We start from the raw sequence: 18117 nt of genomic DNA, 5'->3' as shown, positions 1-18117 counted from the left end.
CACTGTTACATTTTAGCAAAGCATGCTAACGTAATGTCAGCAGTCACTTAAATATTAATGGCGGAATTAACTTACTATACTATGAATGATTCAGATAACCATAATGACGATAATCAGACTGATACATTTGCCGCTAACGATACAAGAGCCAGTAAACCCAAACGTACCAGTGATATTTATGAGCGTTTTTTAACTCGTGTAGAGCAACTTGATGGTGGAGGGGATGATGGCTTCAGTAAGTCCTCATTATACGAGCCATTAAGTGAAGAAGAATTACGTTTTTTTTCTGACTTTAGCGAGCAAAATGACGCCAATAACAAGCAATACTTAACAGTACCTCAGGATGAAAATGCCACTATTGAAGAACAATTAAGTGCAGAAGATAGCTTAAATGTTGATTTAATTGATAATCGTAATAGTAGCGATGAGTACAAGAATCATGATGCAGCTATTGAATATAGTGACGAGACCACTGATGTCGACGTAAGTATTGATAGTCAGCTTACAAAAAATGTGTCAAAGGCTAAAGAATCTAGAGCTATAAGAGGCCGGCAAGTCAGCAGTATTAAGATGCTCACTATTGGCGTGGTATGCGGATTATTATTGAGCGTAAGTATTATTTTCTTACTTAATAAGACGGGATTACTATCTGTCTTCACAGATGGCCTAATGGCCAATAATTCTGAGACGACACTACCAAACACGCAAGTGGTGGCTACAGCACAACCAGCGACTGAAACTGCAAGCCAAAAAACGGCCACTCAATCTTTAGCAGAGGCCGCACCAATACCGTCTCAAGAACCAAAAATAGCTACCGGCTCAGATAACACGCCCATAAGTAATCAGAACACGGTAGTAGCCGAGCGCGCAGCAGAGCCCAAGGAATCGACCACATCGCCAAATAGCAAAGCAGTTACTGACTCAAATATTACCTACGAAGATTTTAGGGAAGAGGCGCAGAATACCTTGTATCGCGAGACTCAAGATTCTCTATAAGAATAAACCTCCTAAAGTTTGGTAGCTGTAGTAGGTGTAGGTGTTAAACCATTGCTGGTGCGTCGCTAGATGACTTAAAGTCTCAACGAAAGTTTAAGTCAATAATAAGGGCGAGGCTGTCAATAATTCACGCTGATAGTCACTATATCAGAGTAGCTGTCAGGTCTGACGTCTGCACTCGGTACGGTAACATAAACAGTGTGTGCTTGAGCGTCTCCGTTCCCTTTGCCCGTTACGCCATTAGTTAAAGTCGCATAAGTGGTACCGTCGTTACCCCAAACTTTCCCACTTGCATCAGATTGTAGTTGATAGGGAATTCTGTCCGGATTACTAATCTTACTGGTCATCACGCCTGCACCATATTTATTACCGTTGGAAGGTGATAATCCTATATTATAAGAAACATCTTTTTGGCAGGTGACACTGACCGCATTATTGCTACCAGCGATATTAGTTGCGCCCGCTGAATAACTGCCTAAGTTAATGTCAGAGGTAGCACTGATAAAACAGCCGGCAGTGACAGTGGCTTGTACGATAAAGGGGAATCGAGTTTTTCCTTGAGCTATTCCCAAGCAACCATCTTTAAATGGTACAGTGCTCGTATATACTGTCAATGCTGTATTTTTACCGGTGAGCTTGTTGGTGTGGATACCTTGTGTAGCCTGTCTATTTCTTTTTCCTGATATCAGAGAAATAAAGATAGTCTCTTGACCCGTAACATTTTTTTGACCGGCGAGAATATAGATTGGTTCTGAGCTGTATTCATTTCCGCCCTCATCGCGGTCTCCCCAAATTTCGCCATTCGACGACGACAACCTCATATTAAACTCCAACTCATCTTTACCAGATGGAGATATCATCTTACGTGGAGAAATACCATCGGGATCATCGGCGCCGCCATTGGCTGCGAGGCAAACAGATATGTATCCAGCAGTATCACCTGCATTATCACAGCTATAGCTCAAGGTACCAGTAATATTGGCGCTTTCAGAGTTTTCAGGAATAATAGAGCCGAGGTTAACATTACTCATGTTTGCTGTACAAGTCACATTGAGAATTGCCTGTGCGTTAGTGGGCGTTAACCATAGCGCAATGCAGAAAATAATAGGAAGCAATAATAGGCGATAGCCGTAATGAAATACTGTCATGTCAAATAGTTTTATCATTTTTTTGTCTCCTGACAGATAAACGGTCCGATAAGCGGAATCTCATCACCCTGCTTGGAATAGTCAAAGCTAACTGTGCAAACCTCATCAGAGGGCATGGTCACCTCCAGCACATTGTGCGCATCAAGCGTGTCCAGATATACCTCACCATCAAAACCAACAACGGTCGATGGCACGTCTTTATTGGTGAGCTGGCGTACCTGACTGCCAAGTGGTAGCGGTTGATTATCGTGGTCTAATAGGATAACAGATGCCGAGCGCACCGGTGTGATACCAAAAGCGACGAGGATACCCGCGCGGTCAGTAGGGGTGGCCTCAATGCTCACCTTATCAATACGCAGATCAGCGGGCAACTCCAGGGGGTCGATGCCGATTTTGTTGTCTTGATAGGCATTTAGTGGTGATACTAGTAATAAGCCACGGCTATTGGTTGTACCAATAGCTGTGTTTTGCAGTAGGACGGGCACATTAGCGATGCCACCTGTGGAGACCACGGCAAAACCACTATTGATTTGACGCGCGGCAAAAAGTCCGCCGCCCATTTTGACCAGTGCCCCTCTGGCACTGGCATAGCTTGCGTAATTACCATCATTACCTCTGATACCTGCCTGTGCTTGGCCGTAGCGACCGAGGTAATTCAGTTCGGCAAGGCCACCCGTGCTGTCCTTGTTATTCGCGCTGTTACCTAGGCTGTGCCGCGCTTGCGCCCGCCACCCAAAGCCACCGGCACTTGGTGCAGATTTTGATACATCAGTTGCAAAGACGTTGCGCTCATTGGCGTGCTGAAGACTACTGCTCAGCGAAATATTACGATCCAGCGATAAGGATGCGCTAAGAGAGGCGCTGTTATTAGCGGAGTTATTGATATCGTGATTGTAGTTGGCACTAAGGCTTAATCTGCGACCAAAGGACTTAGACCAATAGGCACTGGCAAATTGGCTGGTCTCTTGCTGTGCCTGCGCCACTTGATTATAACTTACCCCAAACCGGCCAAAAGACTGCGTACTATAACCGGTTGAGATCTGCTCACTTCGGCGAGCGGGAGCAGAGCCGTACTGCGTGCCCACGTCACGGTAATCTCTACTGCTGCCCAAGGCACTGGCACGAATATTAAAGCGGCGGTTATTCCATGAGTAGCTGGTACTGTATTGCATACCGACTTGATCTTGGCTTTTACTACCTGCTAATGATACGAACAGAATGCCGCCTGCACTGCCCAATATCCACGTACCACCGACCCCTGCATTGTTAAGACCATTAGTCACTTCGGCATGGGTCTCTGCGGTAAAGCGGTCGCTCACCCCATAACGCCAAGTGCCACTGGCAACAATATTGCTGCCATAATCAAAGGAATGGTTGCCGTAATTTTCACGCACAGCACCGAGCTCTAGTGACCAGTCAGAAAGCCCCGGCTGTAGTAAACGATGGGCGTCATATAAAGAAAAATTCAGCGTTGTGCTCTGACCTAGTGCATCAGTCACCACCAGCTGGGCATTACCTGCACCACTGAAGCTCGGCGCGGTATTAAGCTCAAATGGCCCTGCGGGTACATTGCCGCTATATTGCTTAAGACCGTTCACATACAGCTCTACCGCCGAAGGCAACGTGGCTGAGCCAAAAAATGATGGTAGTGGAGTGGTTGACCTATAGGGTTGCAAATCAAAGTTGGTGCCAATCTGTAGCCCGCCTAAACGCGTAGATCGCGTCCATGACAGCGCACCTGTGAGGATGTCACCTGCACGAACCGTAATTAGCTTATCGGGGAATGATTTGCTCCAGCTGGTATCCAGACGTACGGTACGACTATTCCAGTTACTGCTATTACTGTCGCTATCAGCAGGGCGATTGGCGGTGGTTAAAGCGGTGGAGCTTATGACGCCGAGAGCATTAAACGCGCGCAGTTCGGTATAAGCGCTTAGATTTTTAGCGCTATTCTGATTTTGGTTACCATAGAGGTTGTAATTTAATAACATACCAGGAGAGGCGGTGGGTTGCGGGCGCTTATTAGTGCGAGTATTAAGTATCGTGGAATCCAGCTTGAGTATACTTAGGGGTGCGATAAGGCTCACGGTTTGCCGCCGTGCGTCATAATCAATCTTGAGATCAGGTAGGCTAGTGAGCGGTATGGGTTCAGGGCTATCAGGCGGTATTATAAAGCCAAGCTGTTGCAGAATAGCAACACTTGCCCAGAGTTGATCGTCACGGAAGTAGAAGTGTACCAAGCCTGCACTGGCGCCATTAAGAGTGGCGTCCAGATACAAGTCAAGGCCAGCTTCATCGTCGTCAGGGTTGTAGCTGTCTAGGTTAAGCTGAGACAGTTCATTATCGACACTGTCACTGTCTGGAGTAGGAGCCTGATTTGTAAGAGCAATGTCATTCAGCTCTACGGCGTGGCTGGCGGATACCGCCACGCACTGTAGAAGAACTACTTTAGCGAGTGGCAGTGTCCATCGTGACGTTTGGCGTCGTCTGAGTTCCATTGAGCATAACCTTGAATTTACCACCGGTCGTTAATGCAGAAGGCGATATTTTCAGCGTCCAGTTCATGGTAGCACCAGGTAACACATAGCCCAGCAGCCCCGGATTAATATTTGTATTATCACCCGCAGTATTTACAAAGCTCAACCCAGCCAATTGGGCATGACCATTACCAGTATTGCTGACGCGGAGTTTTATCTCTTTGCTATCTGGTTGCAAATGGGTACTCCACTGCAGCTGCGGGCTAGTCTTAGCGACCCCAACGGGCTGCACAAAAACCGGTAAAGAGTAACTCAACGCAAATTGTAAGCCTGTTGTTTGATTGGCAGGTTTGATAGGTAGCTCATTAACCAAAACCCGGTAAGCGTCTTCTACAGCGCCACTGCCTTGCGGCGGAGCCTTAGCACGGATAATTCGGATGAGTTGTTTTTCACCCGGTTTTAGCTCAATCATTGGCGGGCTGGCCAATAATCCTCGTGAGGGAGTGATCTGGTCGCCTTTTTCGTCCTGTAACCACTGATACACCCGCACCTGCGCGCGTATCATATCGTTACCAGAATTACTAAGAGTCAGACCACTAGCACTCTCTCGAGCCTGCAGGCTCAATGAGGTGGGAGAGACCTGCAGCCCGCTTGCTACTGCCAAACTAGATGACAGTAGCAAGGCTGAGACAAGCGCAGGTCTAGCAACACGGCGTAACCAAATATTTAACATGAGTACTAGAAAGTTAAATTAACAGTAACAGTGTCAGTATAGGCACCAGGGGCAACGTCGGTAGCACTAGTGGTTGTAGCTGTTACACTATGAGATTCGCCAGCAAGTACGCCATCACCAATTTCGTCTAATGTATTTGTACCGACGATATTGCCCCAAACCGCACTGCCAACTGTTTGGGTTAGCTGATAATCAATACTTGTCCCTGCGCCTGCCACTTGCAAAGCGCCAATACCAACGTCGCTGTCACTGCTTGGTGTCAGTGCAAGCTGGTAAGGAGTCCCTAAACTGCATAATACCTCAATAGAAGTAGTTGCAGTTTTTATACTACCATCGTTAACCGTACCGAGATCAATATCAGCAGTAGCGCCTGTAGCGATATTACATGCAGTTTCAACTGCTAGTGTGATACCAAAAGTATCTTCAACTGCAGCATTCGCACCAGACATAGCGGCGAATCCACCAAAGGTAAGCAATGTAGCAGTCAGTAGGTTTTTATTAAATGTCATGGTAATTCTCCAGTGAGTATAAATTTCTTAGTGTTTCGGTGTCATAAAGGACAATATCAAATTGATCATTGACCTCTACCTTGCTAAATAACAAAAATCACGTATTTTGGTAATCCACTGGTATAAGGTACTTACCTGAGACCACCTCATTATTGCACTTACAAACTGTAAGCCATCTTTAATGTTTCTTAACTTATTGTAACATATCATGTAGGCCATTGCACGCTAAGTGATTGATTACTATTCTATATTCCTTTTAAAATCTTAATTTATTATATTAGGGCGTGTTGAACATTGGCGACAAATTAGTGGCAAAAAAATAGCAAACTATTAATCTTTAAGTTCTCACACAAAAAAGACTTCGTTTGCTATGCCTCGCACTATGCTCAAAGATGAACATTGGACAAGACTAAGACCCATATTACTAGAACGTAATATCTATGACAAAGGAAATCTTAGGAATACGGTTGAAGGTGTGCTGTATCGTATGCGTGTTGGCTGTCCTTGGCGTGATCTGCCAACTCACTTTGGCAAGCCTAATACGGTCTACAAAGCCTACCAGCGTTGGTTTCGCAGCAATAAGTTAATTCAACTGTTTGCTTTGTTAATCAAAGATGCAGACCTTGAATGGGTGTTTATAGATGGGACTCATATCAAAGCGCATCAGCACAGTAGTGGTGGTAATGAAAAGGCACAAGCTATCAGTAAAAGTGTAGCGGGTCGTGCTACTAAGATTCACTTAGTGGTGGATGCTCATGGTAACCCGATTAGCTTTATCTTATCAGATGGCACCACTCACGATGTGAAGGTAGCACCAGACTTAGTTGATAAGATAGATTTAAGCGAAACAGATATAGTGTGTGCTGATAAAGGCTATGACTCTGATGCGCTAAGAGAGCATATTAAACAAGCAGGGAGCTGTGATAATATCCCTAGAAAGCAGAATAAGAAATCAGATAACAACCATATAGACTGGGACTTGTACAAAGTCCGTCACTTAGTTGAGAATGCATTCGCTCACTTAAAACGGTTCCGAGCAGTGGCCACCAGATTTGATAAGCTTAAGCAAAGTTATGAGAATACGGTGGCGCTAGCTTGTGCCTTTATCTGGCTTAAATTATGAATGTTCAACAGACCCTAAATTTTTACAATACTTTTATTGATAGCAATATTTTGTTTCGCTAATCAAAACTCGACGCCTAAAGAAATTATATCGATTATTTACCATAGTTAGGTGCCGGTAGTAGAGACGATCATATATATTATTAATTTTAATAGAGTAGGGGTGTGGCAGGATGCATTAGTAGGACTCATTCTGTATAGAAAAAGACTAATCACTGTTAAAAATTTCAATATAACAATTAACTAAGCATGCCGACAAAGGAGTCAGCAATGTAGATAGAGCTATCAAGAAGTTTTTTGAGATCATAATCTTAAAGTTATATAACCTTAATGGGTAACTATAACTATAGGTGTCTAACAAAATGTTTTTAGCTGATTAGTAGTGTATGTAGTCGCATTTAATTATCAATTACTACAACTTTAATCTTATGCGTAGGTATACGAGATTCGGCTACGGCTTGGGGATAGTTACTCATAATAGAATATAATACATTCTATTTAACATAATATACATTATGCGAAAACATACTAACGGCTATAGAAATCACTATGAGTTAATATCAATACATTCCTTTGGTCCCAATATGCTGCAAACAAACTTTAGCTAACGACAAGCTTCAATCAAATACTCTCGTAAAGAAGTGCCATCGTCATCCACAATAACATCTGCCACGCTACACTCAGAATCATCGCACGATAACTTATAATAAATATCACTGCCTTGCGCTAAGCTGACCTTAACCAAGCCTTGCTTCGTCATTGAGATTCGCTTGTCTTGCCCATAGTCAGGATCTTGAGCATCCCATAATACATCGTAACCAATATGACAGGACATCTGCTCTCTATCAAAATACTCTCGTTCCAGTTGCATTGCTGCCTGTAGCTCTTGATTGCCGTATTGCTCCAGCGTCACCGGATAATCCTGTCCTTGATTGCTCGCATCTTGCTGATACATTTTTTCAATAGTAGCCACTGTCATAGCAGCCTGTGTCTGCATGTCCTCTGCTGGATTAGCAATGGCAGTAGTCGCAGTCGCGATTCCTACTAATAGGACCAGCGTAGATAATTTTAATTTTTGCATTGCGTTCTCTATAAGCTCTAAAGCGATGATTTCGTGATTGGCATTCCTTATTACACCATATCTATGACAACAATTTTCTGCTTCATTGTATTCGTTAGGTTCAACGGCTAAAACAACAATTAACACAGATTTGTCATTAATTTTGCTAACTTATTCTTACTATATTATTTAGTATCATTCAATCTATATTGATTCTGATATTGCTGCGTTAAGGATAATATTATGAAAATGCCATTTTATTACAAATTAGCTACTGGTAGCTGTTTAGCACTCCTACTTACGGCAACAGGTTGTCAATCTCCAGTCGCTACTATTCCTGTTGTACCAAATACTCAACATAACGCCCAAAGCAGCAACTCACCCAATCAAACCAACCCACAAGCCTTTCAGCAATCTCTTACCCAGCAAGCGTTACATATTCAGAGTGCACTGGCCAATAAAGACTATGCTAGCATCATTAATGACATTCATCCGACCCGTGGTGTCCGCTTTTCGATGTATGCGTATGTACATCTAGACAAAGATAAATTATTTAGTCGTGCACAGTTCGCTCAATATCTTAAAGAATCAAAAGTACGTTTTACGTGGGGCGAGCTAGATGGTGTTGGCGAAACATTTGTCGTGCCACTACCGGAGTATTTAGACACTTGGATCGATAGTAAAAATTATAATAACGCACGTATCACGGTCAATACCTTTGAAGCTCGCGGAAATATGATTAATAACGTTAATGAGGCCTACCCTAAGTCAGACGTGGTTGATTTTTATTATAAAGGTAGTGACAAGTACGACGGTGTGGACTGGCGTGGCGTGCGAATGGTATTCGATGACTATCAGGGAAAACGTTATCTCATTGCTATTATTAATGACCAGTGGACGGTTTAAGGCTGTAACTGTCTCGTAAAACATCAAAGATGGGCAGTGCATCGTTTGTATAATGCACTGCCCTTGCCTGTTATTATTACTCCATATTATTGATTGTAAAGTAAGGGTTAACTATCGAAGATTTAGAGTATAACTATCGCGTCAATCTACTGCATAATCGTGTGCGTCAGGCTTAGCGCAGCAATAATATTCATGTAGTGTTTAATGCCATTGTGATCTAGCATGCGCTCACGGCGGTCTTTTAGCCACTTTTGCGCAGGCTGGTAACCACCGATATAGAACTTCCATAACCCTCATTATAAAGCTTTTGTGGCTGAGCTTTTATTATGAGACTTAAGTTTTAAACTATACTTATGTCACTACCAATCGCATCAATTGAGTACTGATATAACCCCCTACTGTACCCATTGCATAACCTAAGATACCTAAAAACACCCCAACTGGCGCGAGCGATGGGTGAAAAGCGGTGGCAACAATCGGTGCTGACGATGCACCGCCCGTATTGGCATTGGAGCCGACAGCTAAGAAGAAAAATGGTGCCCGAATGATTCTAGCGACGATAAATATAATAATTATGTGGATAATCATCCATACAAAGCCGATTAATAGTAGCCTCCACTGGGAGACGATACCTGCTAAATTAATCTGCATACCAATAGCCGCAATCAATACAAAGATAAAGACGGTACCAATTTTAGACGCGCCAACATGATCCAGCCGTCGAATTTTAGTGAACGAGAAACCTACCCCTAGTAAGGTGATAATTACCACCATCCAAAAGAAGGAACTGGCGAAGCTATATTGCACTGCCCAATCATAGGGCGCAAAAAATCTAGCAATTTGTCCGCCAGCAAAATGTGCTAACCCAACCATGGCAAAGCACAGCCCAAACATCACCATCAAATCATTTAAAGTTGCCGGACGTGCATGGTCACGCTCATAACTCTCAACAGCAGCGATGACTTTATCGATACTGCTAGTATCTGCTTTGAGCCAGCGGTCAATCTTAGCACTGTGTTTTGCCATGACTAAAATTGCCAGCAGCCATAATGATGCATTAGTAGTATCAACCAATATCATCATCCCAAACAAGTCGTCACTGACCCCAAACAGCTCTTTCATAGCCGCTTGGTTAGCGGCCCCGCCTATCCAACTTCCTGCTACCGCTGAAAATCCACGCCATAGTGTATCGTCGGTGAACATCTCTGGAGATACCCATTTAGCCAGTCCTAAGCTAATTGGTCCGCTGATAATAATAGCGACACTTGCTGCTAAAAACATCGCGATTGCTTTCCAGCCTAAGCCGAGTATCTTTGGCACATCCATCGACAAAGTCATTAATAGCAAGCTTGCTGGTAGCAGATAAGTAGCTGTGAAGCCGTATATCTGTGAGCCAACACCCTCAGCAAACACGCCAAGACTATTGAGCGTTGCTGGTATAAAACAGCACAATACAATACCTGGGAGCACCGCATAAAAGCGTCGCCAGAACTTACCCGGTAGTCCTTGGGTATAAAACACTAAGCCAATAATGGCCATAATAATACCAAACGCTACCGGTAAACTATCAATGGCTAAATGGGAAATAGCGGGCATCAAATGGCTCCAAGTTACAGCAGATAATAAAAATTTGCCAGTATAGACAAAGGTCAAAACTAGCGCAAGCAGCGATTTAGCTTGTTTGAAGTGTCATATATAAACGAGAGAGTTCTCATAGGAATTTATTTAAAGGGAATAAACGAAGATTTTACAAAAAAACCATGCAAGCACAAAAAAGCCAGATAGCAAGTATCTGGCTTTTCTTTATTTAGAACTCATTGTTAGCGATTGGACTGGCTAAAATTAGCCTAGCTGCTAAAGATTCGCTTATTACGAGTTTTTGTTACGGTTACCGCCAGTTGGGCGGCCGCCTTGGCTATTACCTGAACCTGAACGGCCAGTAGGACGACCTTGGCCGCGACCCGTTGCTGCGCGATCACCGCGTGGTGCGCTTGTGCCATCACCACGGCTAGGAGCACCAGTGCGCTTGCCTTGATACGGCTTGCCACCTGAACGCTCACTTGGCTTGCCAGATGAATCACGTGGCTTACCTTGATAACCGCTGTCATTGCTTGCGCGTTGACCAGTGCCAGTGCTGCTATCGCCTGATGGACGACCACGTTGATTACTAGGCTTGCCCTGATAACCACCAGCTGAGCGACCACGGCCTTGACCGTTACCGCCGCCTGAGCGACCACGCCCACGGCCATTGCCTTTATTTTCGCTTGGAACATAAGTCTTTTTAGGTTCCATGCCTTCGATGACACAAACTTCCATTTTACGATCTAAATAACGGTTAATCGCGTTTAACTGTGGACGATCATCCATGCTACATAAGCTGATGGCTACACCAGTACGGCCGGCACGACCACAACGTCCAATACGATGCACGTAATCTTCAGTTTGGCGCGGTAGGTCATAGTTAATGACATGTGATAGCGCTGGTACATCAAGACCACGTGCAGCAACGTCAGTCGCTACCAAAATTTTGCATTTACCATTGCGTAGGTCTTGAACGATACGGTTACGCTTGCTTTGTGGCAAATCACCATGTAAGAAGCTGGCTTTATGACCCTCTTCTTGTAGAGATTTTGCTAATTTTTCAGTGCTACGCTTAGTTGCTGCAAAAATGATCACTTGTTCCATATCTTTTTGGCAAACGATTTTGTCAAGCAATCTGTTTTTATGATCAAAGTCATCACAGTAGTACACTTTTTCGTCAATATGTGCTGATTCTACTTTAATAGCAACGCGCTCAGGATTCTTAGTAAAGCTGGCTGCAATTTTGCCAACAGGACCATCCCAAGTTGCAGAACACATGATGGTTTGACGATCACTCGGTGCTGCTCGTAAGATATCACTGATGTCATCAGCAAAACCCATATCTAGCATACGATCTGCTTCATCAAGTACCAATACTTCGAGCTGTGATAAATCAACACGGCCAGCATTAATATGATCAAGTAGACGGCCAGGGGTTGCGACAATAACTTGTACGCCTTTTTTCAAAGCCGTAATCTGACCATTGTACGGTGCGCCGCCAACCAGTGGTACGCAGAACAAACCACGCATGTCTTTAGAATAGGTACGCACGCTGTCATGTACTTGCTGAGCAAGTTCACGCGTTGGCGTTAAGATAAGGGCTTTGGTATATTTATCGAAGCTAGTCGCACGGCTTAAACGGTCTAATAATGGAATAACGAATGCAGCCGTTTTACCACTACCGGTTTGCGCTGATAACAAAAGATCGCGACCCGCTAAAGCAAAAGGAATCGCTTGTGCTTGAATAGGTGTTGGGTGGGTATAGCCACTGCGTTCAAGCGCGGTAAGGATTGGCTTGGCAATGTTAAGATCAGTAAAGGTCACTTGATCGTCGTCAGTAGTAGTAGTAGCCGCTTCATTACTAGTAGCAGTATTTGGGGTGTCGGTGTTTTCGATGATGCCGTTTTCAGCTGCGATTGCAGATAAGATGTCAGTCATGATTATCCTTGGTAGTATAAGCTGCTGTAAATTCAACAAGCTTGATGCATACCACTGATAACCGTTCATCACGCAGCTTGTTTATCGAAATATCGATAAATAGTAAGCTTGCATGCTGTCTGACGTATTTTGGTGGTAATGCCGAGAGTCTCATCTTTGTTTGTTATAAACGGATTATCATTACTTTGTCTAAAGCACGTAAACCTAACAACAATCAATCTAGCCCGTTAAATACGGCACTGGTAGATAAGATATGAGTATTAAATAATAGGATTATTTAATCACACAAAATCATCGGCAACAATTACTCATGGTCATCCTAGACCCAAAATCGCAGGCGATGTTATCAATCTCATAATTCACGTCAGTCTATGCTAACGTGGCGACGCAGTATAGCACAGTAAATATGCCAACTGTATTTATTTTTTAATTTGTTTTAAAAACCTTTTTTATGTTAACCACTCTTAGCGCAGTGTTTTAACTTCTGTGACATAAGTGGGTAATTGCCAGGCTCCACCCGCCTCTACCATACGGCATAACCCTGTCGTACTTTCATGACTTTTCGCAAAGCTTGTTCCTGTCCATATCCAATATGTCTTACTCAAGCAATCACCGATACCGCGGCCTTTTTGTACCGAACTTATTTTGCCGTTATCATAGTCTGTCGCACTGGTGGTAACCAATATAGGGTTATAAGGTTTGCTATCTTTCATCACCCAAGCGCCAGTGCCAGCATTGTAAGCACCTGACCAGCAATTGTGCTGCACCAACAGCTGCGTACTATTTAGACGACTGACACGCCATGGCGAACTATCCCCTAAGCTTGGGCAGTCGTTACTCACCTCTTTTATAGTGCCTTGCATCAAGGCTGATAATTGTGAGGACTTCATGCTGAACTTTTTATCAGTGTTAGAGCGGGCTTTGGGGTTTGGGGTCACCAAGCGCAGCTGCGGGGTGGGTTTAGGTGCTAACACACTGCTATTATATTTATTAGCACTATCGGCACTAATAAAAGCGCTTGTGGTTCCTACGCGCCCTTGTGCCTCATCGGCCTTTAGCATCACTGCAGTTGCCCCTTTATCAGACAACTGCCAGCGTGAATTACGGAGTACCAGCTCAATCTTGCTAGACTTGGTTAATGCCTCAAGCAGCGCCGTAACTTGAGCAGGCGTAAAATCAGCATCGCCGGTCACGGTTGAAAATGCTTTGGTCTCGCCTAAGTCTTTATCATTGATAAACAATGAGATACGGTGACGACTACCTAACTGCAATAAGGCTTTAGATGAGCTGTCTTTAGCGCCGCCAAGTTTGACCTTTCCAGACACGCCAGCATTGACACCAGCACGGCGAATCAATAATACAGATACTGGAAAATCACTATTATTCTCAGCTTGATAGCCTGCCAGCCGGCACGTGCGCGTGTTGTCACAGACCACTTGCCAATCTTGGTGGATAAACTCAGCGGGTGCTGCTGCCATGCTCATAGGACTAACTAAGCCCGCACTCATGGCAGCCAATACCGAAAACAACATTTTATTCTTTACCATAGACAGGTCATCTTAGTTATTATTATAAAAGTAAGGGTCCAAAAACAATCCGTTGAAAACAAAATGATTAATAGTAAAACTATTAAAACCATAGACCGCGAAAATCTGTTTTCACGTCGTATCTTAACCTACCGATGTTTCTGACTGTTGTACTAATGTATCACTGTGTAAATATACAAGCAAATGTCTTTTAAAAATAACCTCTCAAACATAATTGCTGACCAAAGTTAAGGCCGATAAGTGATTACTTATCAGCCTTATTGGTATTCAAATTTTTATTAGTAACAGACAGTTCATACTAACTCACCTGCTAAACCCAAACTAACCAATTGGTTTTAATGACAAATTTACCGCACGTTTTACTGCAGGACGCTCCGCTATTTTTTGTGCCCAGCGTTGGACGTTTTTATAGCCGTCAACTTGCAGAAATTCAGCCGCATCGTATAACTTACCTAATACCAGCTGGCCATACCATGCCCAAATAATAATATCCGCGATATTATAGTCTGCTTCATTATTACCACACATGTATTCACTATTTTTTAGGTGTATATCAAGCACATCGAGCTGACGCTTGGTCTCCATAGTATAGCGATTAATCGGATATTCCATTGGCTCAGGAGCATAGGCATAAAAGTGTCCAAAGCCGCCACCTAAGAAAGGTGTACTACCCACTTGCCACATAACCCAAGACAGACACTCAGCGCGCGCTTGCCCTTGTTGCATCATGGGCACAAACTTGCCAAATTTTTCTGCTAAGTATAATAAAATAGCCCCAGACTCAAAAATTTCGACAGCTTCGCCATCCTTTTTATTGGCATCTTTTACAGCAGAGTAATCAACGAGCGCTGGAATTTTTGAGTTGGGGTTAATGGCGACAAAATCTGAGCCAAATTGGTCACCCGCAGAAATATCTACTTGGTAGGCATCGTATTCAGCGCCTTTGACGCCAATCTCAGCCAGCTCTTCTAACAGGATATTGACCTTAACCCCATTTGGAGTATTCAGTGAGTACAGTTGTAGCGGCGCCTCTCCTATCGGTAGGGTTTGCTTGTGACGCGCACCAGCCGTTGGGCGATTAGTGCTAGCAAACTTGCCACCATTTTCTTTATCGTTTGTCCACACTTTAGGAGGGGTGTAGTCAGCGTCCTGCACGTTAGTGGTATTATTTTTATTAGTATTACTCATGGAATATCCTTAATTATTAATGAACTTTATTTTGAGTAGGAATATAAGTGAAACACTTATATTAAATGGTTATAGTAAACACAGACGTTTCCTACTATAACGAGGGCTTGCCTGCCTATACAGGCCTCTCCTGTAATTAATGTAGCTGTTGTTTAAATCGTTGCTTTCAAACCATACGTTTGCATCGTTACCTTGCTTATCTTTTATTACCTGAAAGTTATTCTTATACTACGGGCATGGTAAGGCGTGCTTCATAATTAAAGACGCTATGATAAATAGATTAAAATTTTGGTGACAGTCGTATGGTGACGCTAACAGCAGTACAAAGCAAATATCTACCCTATGTGTTGGCAGTGGCGCTGTTTATGCAGATTTTGGATGCCACCATTTTAAATACGGCATTACCGCAAATGGCACAAGCATTGGGAGAGTCACCGCTAAAAATGCAGTGGGCAGTTATCAGCTATGCGTTGACTTTGGCTATCTTTATTCCGATTAGCGGCTTTTTGGCAGATAAATATGGCACGCGGCGCGTATTCTTAACGGCGATTATCATTTTTTGTATTGGCTCCATCTTATGTGCCGCCTCAACTAATTTAGATTTTTTGATTGGCTCGCGTATTGTGCAAGGTATTGGTGGCGCGATGATGACGCCCGTTGCGCGCTTGATTTTGGTCAAGTCCTATCCGCGCAATCAGCTACTAACTGTCATGAATTTTGCGGTAATTCCAGCATTGATCGCCCCTTTAGTAGGGCCGTTACTTGGCGGCTATATCGTACAGTACGCCAGCTGGCACTGGATATTTTTAATTAACATTCCGATGGGAGTAGTCGGCTTTATGCTGGGTAAGAAACTAGTTCCCGCATTATTTGAAGATACCAAACGCTTAGATTGGCGGGGTTTCTTCTTATTTGCTATTGCTGCTTGCGGCTTTACGCTAGCAGTTGAGTTTGGCTCACAAACTGGACGTGGAGTATATGGTTTGGTGCTTGCGCTAGTAGCGACTGTCTTAATAGGGGCTTATATTTGGCATGCTAAACGTCGACCAGCGGCCATATTTCCCTTGAGCCTATTTAGCATTCGTACCTTTCGTATTGGGATTACAGGTAACTTCTTTACCCGCTTAGGTATCAGTGCCGTACCATTTTTACTGCCGCTGTTATTACAAGTGGTCTTTAAATACTCACCCTCGCAGGCAGGTTGGCTGCTAGCCCCTATTGCAGTCGGTGCAATAAGTGTTAAGCCTTTTGTCAGCAAGCTGATTCAGCGCTATAGCTATCGTACCGTTCTGGTCTATAACACCTTTTTATTAGGAGTCTTAATTATCGTTCTAGCGCAGTTCAATGATCCGACACATTGGCCGTGGTTTATCCCTATTTTAACCTTGATGGGCGCTTGTAATTCGATGCAGTTTAGCGCTATGAACACCATTACGATTGGCGATTTACAAGGGACAGAAACCAGTAGCGGCAACAGTCTGATGGCGGTCAATCAGCAATTAGCGATTACCTTTGGTATTGCTTTTGGTGCTGCATTACTTAATTTATTGCGCGAGCGTTTGCAAATAGATACGTTAACGGCCTTTCATATTACCTACTGGATACTGGGCGGAATGACGATTCTTTCAGGGTTATATTTCTTGCGCTTACAGCCAGAAGATGGTCGCGGATTGTATTAAATATACGATACTGAACTGGGAACCCAAACGGCAAGCTCAGCCAAAATTTAGACCCAAAAAAGCCAGCATGCTCTCCTTTATAATAGAAAAGAGAGCATGCTGGCAAGTTTAACTTAAACTACCGCTATAGGTTGTTTAAGCATTAAGGCGCTTTATCATCACCCATCTGTGACTGGATATAATTCTGTATTCCAACTTCTTTAATAAGGTCTTCTTGAGTCTCTAACCAGTCTTCATACTCTTCGTTACCATCTTTGAGTGTTACCAACAGCTGGCGCGATACGTAATCATGACGCTCTTCACATAAGGTGATGGCCTCTGTAATGATAGCGAACTTTTGCTTCTCTAAGCGCAGGTTACTGTCAATAATCTCGGGTACATCTTCACCAACCAGAACTTTACCCAAATCCTGTAAGTTTGGTAGACCTTCTAACAATAAAATGCGCTCAATGAGATCGTCAGACCACTTCATCTCTGCAATAGACTGATGGTATAGTGAGTCATTAAGTAACTCAAGCCCCCAATACCGTGCGATGCGTGCATGCAAAAAATACTGATTGATCGCAATTAATGACTGACCAAGCACCTTATTTAGCGCACGAATAACGTCTTTATCACCTTTCATACTTTCTCTCCCTGTTTATTACCTTTATGCTCATATGACTGATTTTATACCGCTACTGTCTTAGACAATTAGACAAGATTGGGCGGTACTTCAGCCATCTGGCTTTGTAGGTAATTCGGTAGACCGATCATCTCAATAAGACGCAGCTGCTGCTCAAGCCAATGCGCATGATCTTCTTCAGTGTCTCTTAGCTGAACCACGAGCATCTCGCGAGTGACATAGTCGTGCTCTTCTTCACATATGGCAATACCGTCTTTAAGATGCTGTCTTACCTCATATTCAAGATCAAGATCGAGCTGCAACATCTCAGGGACAGTACTTCCAATATGAATATCATTGACACTCATGTTTGGCCTGCCGCCAAGCATCAAAATACGGCGGATAATGTCCTGTGCGTGCAAGGTTTCATCCTGCATTTCATGGCTAATACGGTCATACAACCTGCCATAATACCATTCAGCATACATCTCAGAATGAATGAAATACTGGTCACGAGCGGCCAGCTCACCACCAAGTAAGAAGTTTAAATAATCAATAACTTTTTGGCTGCCTATCATAACGTGTACTCCTCTATTCTTCAGATTACCCTATTATCATCACGGTTAACT

At 43.6% G+C, this 18117-nt stretch carries 16 protein-coding genes; 4 read left to right on the top strand and 12 right to left on the bottom strand.

Features of this window, described 5'->3' with window-relative positions:
• Positions 1 to 81 precede the first annotated feature (81 nt).
• Positions 82 to 996, top strand: a complete 915-nt coding sequence (locus ES754_RS02105; protein WP_147221626.1) for a hypothetical protein — start codon at positions 82 to 84, stop codon at positions 994 to 996.
• Positions 997 to 1115: 119 nt separating this feature from the next.
• Here ES754_RS02105 and ES754_RS02100 read toward each other — a convergent pair whose 3' ends face one another.
• From ES754_RS02100 to ES754_RS02085, 4 genes are read right to left on the bottom strand one after another with little or no spacing between them, the layout of a single operon-like run.
• A complete protein-coding gene (locus ES754_RS02100) occupies positions 1116 to 2162 on the bottom strand; it encodes a Csu type fimbrial protein (RefSeq protein ID WP_147221624.1) in 1047 nt (348 codons plus the stop codon).
• Entirely contained in the window at positions 2159 to 4642 is a 2484-nt protein-coding gene (locus ES754_RS02095; RefSeq protein ID WP_147221621.1) for a fimbria/pilus outer membrane usher protein, read from the bottom strand. The genes ES754_RS02100 and ES754_RS02095 overlap by 4 nt, the downstream gene beginning before the upstream one ends.
• Entirely contained in the window at positions 4593 to 5354 is a 762-nt protein-coding gene (locus ES754_RS02090; RefSeq protein WP_147221619.1) for a fimbrial biogenesis chaperone, read from the bottom strand. The genes ES754_RS02095 and ES754_RS02090 overlap by 50 nt, the downstream gene beginning before the upstream one ends.
• A gap of 5 nt (positions 5355 to 5359) precedes the next feature.
• Entirely contained in the window at positions 5360 to 5863 is a 504-nt protein-coding gene (locus ES754_RS02085) for a spore coat protein U domain-containing protein (protein WP_147221617.1), read from the bottom strand.
• A 370-nt stretch (positions 5864 to 6233) separates the two neighbouring features.
• Between ES754_RS02085 and ES754_RS02080 the strand changes: the two genes are divergently transcribed.
• The gene (locus tag ES754_RS02080; RefSeq protein ID WP_147221615.1) at positions 6234 to 6986 is read left to right on the top strand and encodes an IS5 family transposase; all 753 of its coding nucleotides are present in this window, start codon (positions 6234 to 6236) and stop codon (positions 6984 to 6986) included.
• 603 nt (positions 6987 to 7589) lie between these two features.
• Here ES754_RS02080 and ES754_RS02075 read toward each other — a convergent pair.
• A complete protein-coding gene (locus ES754_RS02075; RefSeq protein WP_147221614.1) occupies positions 7590 to 8066 on the bottom strand; it encodes a hypothetical protein in 477 nt (158 codons plus the stop codon).
• A gap of 222 nt (positions 8067 to 8288) precedes the next feature.
• On the opposite strand from ES754_RS02075, the gene ES754_RS02070 reads away from it, so the two are divergent.
• On the top strand, positions 8289 to 8951 hold the full coding sequence (locus ES754_RS02070) for a hypothetical protein (protein WP_147221612.1): 663 nt from the start codon (positions 8289 to 8291) through the stop codon (positions 8949 to 8951).
• A gap of 146 nt (positions 8952 to 9097) precedes the next feature.
• Here ES754_RS02070 and ES754_RS12065 read toward each other — a convergent pair whose 3' ends face one another.
• From ES754_RS12065 to yghU, 5 genes are all read right to left on the bottom strand, one after another.
• Positions 9098 to 9226 (bottom strand): hypothetical protein, encoded by a 129-nt coding sequence (locus tag ES754_RS12065; RefSeq protein WP_170231081.1) that lies wholly within the window; start codon positions 9224 to 9226, stop codon positions 9098 to 9100.
• A gap of 76 nt (positions 9227 to 9302) precedes the next feature.
• Complete coding sequence (locus ES754_RS02065; RefSeq protein WP_147221610.1) at positions 9303 to 10547, bottom strand: DUF819 family protein; 1245 nt, start codon at positions 10545 to 10547, stop codon at positions 9303 to 9305.
• A gap of 273 nt (positions 10548 to 10820) precedes the next feature.
• Entirely contained in the window at positions 10821 to 12470 is a 1650-nt protein-coding gene (gene csdA / locus ES754_RS02060) for a DEAD/DEAH box helicase CsdA (protein WP_147221608.1), read from the bottom strand.
• Between the two features lie 464 nt (positions 12471 to 12934).
• Positions 12935 to 14017, bottom strand: coding sequence for a DUF1176 domain-containing protein (locus tag ES754_RS02055; RefSeq protein ID WP_147221606.1), 1083 nt, complete (start codon positions 14015 to 14017; stop codon positions 12935 to 12937).
• 321 nt (positions 14018 to 14338) lie between these two features.
• A complete protein-coding gene (gene yghU / locus ES754_RS02050; protein WP_147221604.1) occupies positions 14339 to 15205 on the bottom strand; it encodes a glutathione-dependent disulfide-bond oxidoreductase in 867 nt (288 codons plus the stop codon).
• Positions 15206 to 15507: 302 nt separating this feature from the next.
• Here yghU and ES754_RS02045 point away from each other — a divergent pair, with 302 nt between their 5' ends.
• A complete protein-coding gene (locus tag ES754_RS02045; RefSeq protein WP_147221602.1) occupies positions 15508 to 16884 on the top strand; it encodes a DHA2 family efflux MFS transporter permease subunit in 1377 nt (458 codons plus the stop codon).
• A 142-nt stretch (positions 16885 to 17026) separates the two neighbouring features.
• Here ES754_RS02045 and bfr (ES754_RS02040) read toward each other — a convergent pair whose 3' ends face one another.
• Both bfr (ES754_RS02040) and bfr (ES754_RS02035) read right to left on the bottom strand, forming a co-directional pair.
• The gene (gene bfr, locus ES754_RS02040) at positions 17027 to 17509 is read right to left on the bottom strand and encodes a bacterioferritin (RefSeq protein WP_147221601.1); all 483 of its coding nucleotides are present in this window, start codon (positions 17507 to 17509) and stop codon (positions 17027 to 17029) included.
• 68 nt (positions 17510 to 17577) lie between these two features.
• Positions 17578 to 18066 (bottom strand): bacterioferritin, encoded by a 489-nt coding sequence (bfr, locus tag ES754_RS02035; RefSeq protein ID WP_147221599.1) that lies wholly within the window; start codon positions 18064 to 18066, stop codon positions 17578 to 17580.
• Between the last annotated feature and the right edge of the window lie 51 nt (positions 18067 to 18117).

Source organism: Psychrobacter frigidicola (assembly GCF_007997305.1).
GTDB classification, from domain to species: Bacteria; Pseudomonadota; Gammaproteobacteria; order Pseudomonadales; family Moraxellaceae; genus Psychrobacter; species Psychrobacter frigidicola.
This window is presented reverse-complemented; position numbering and strand designations above follow the sequence as displayed.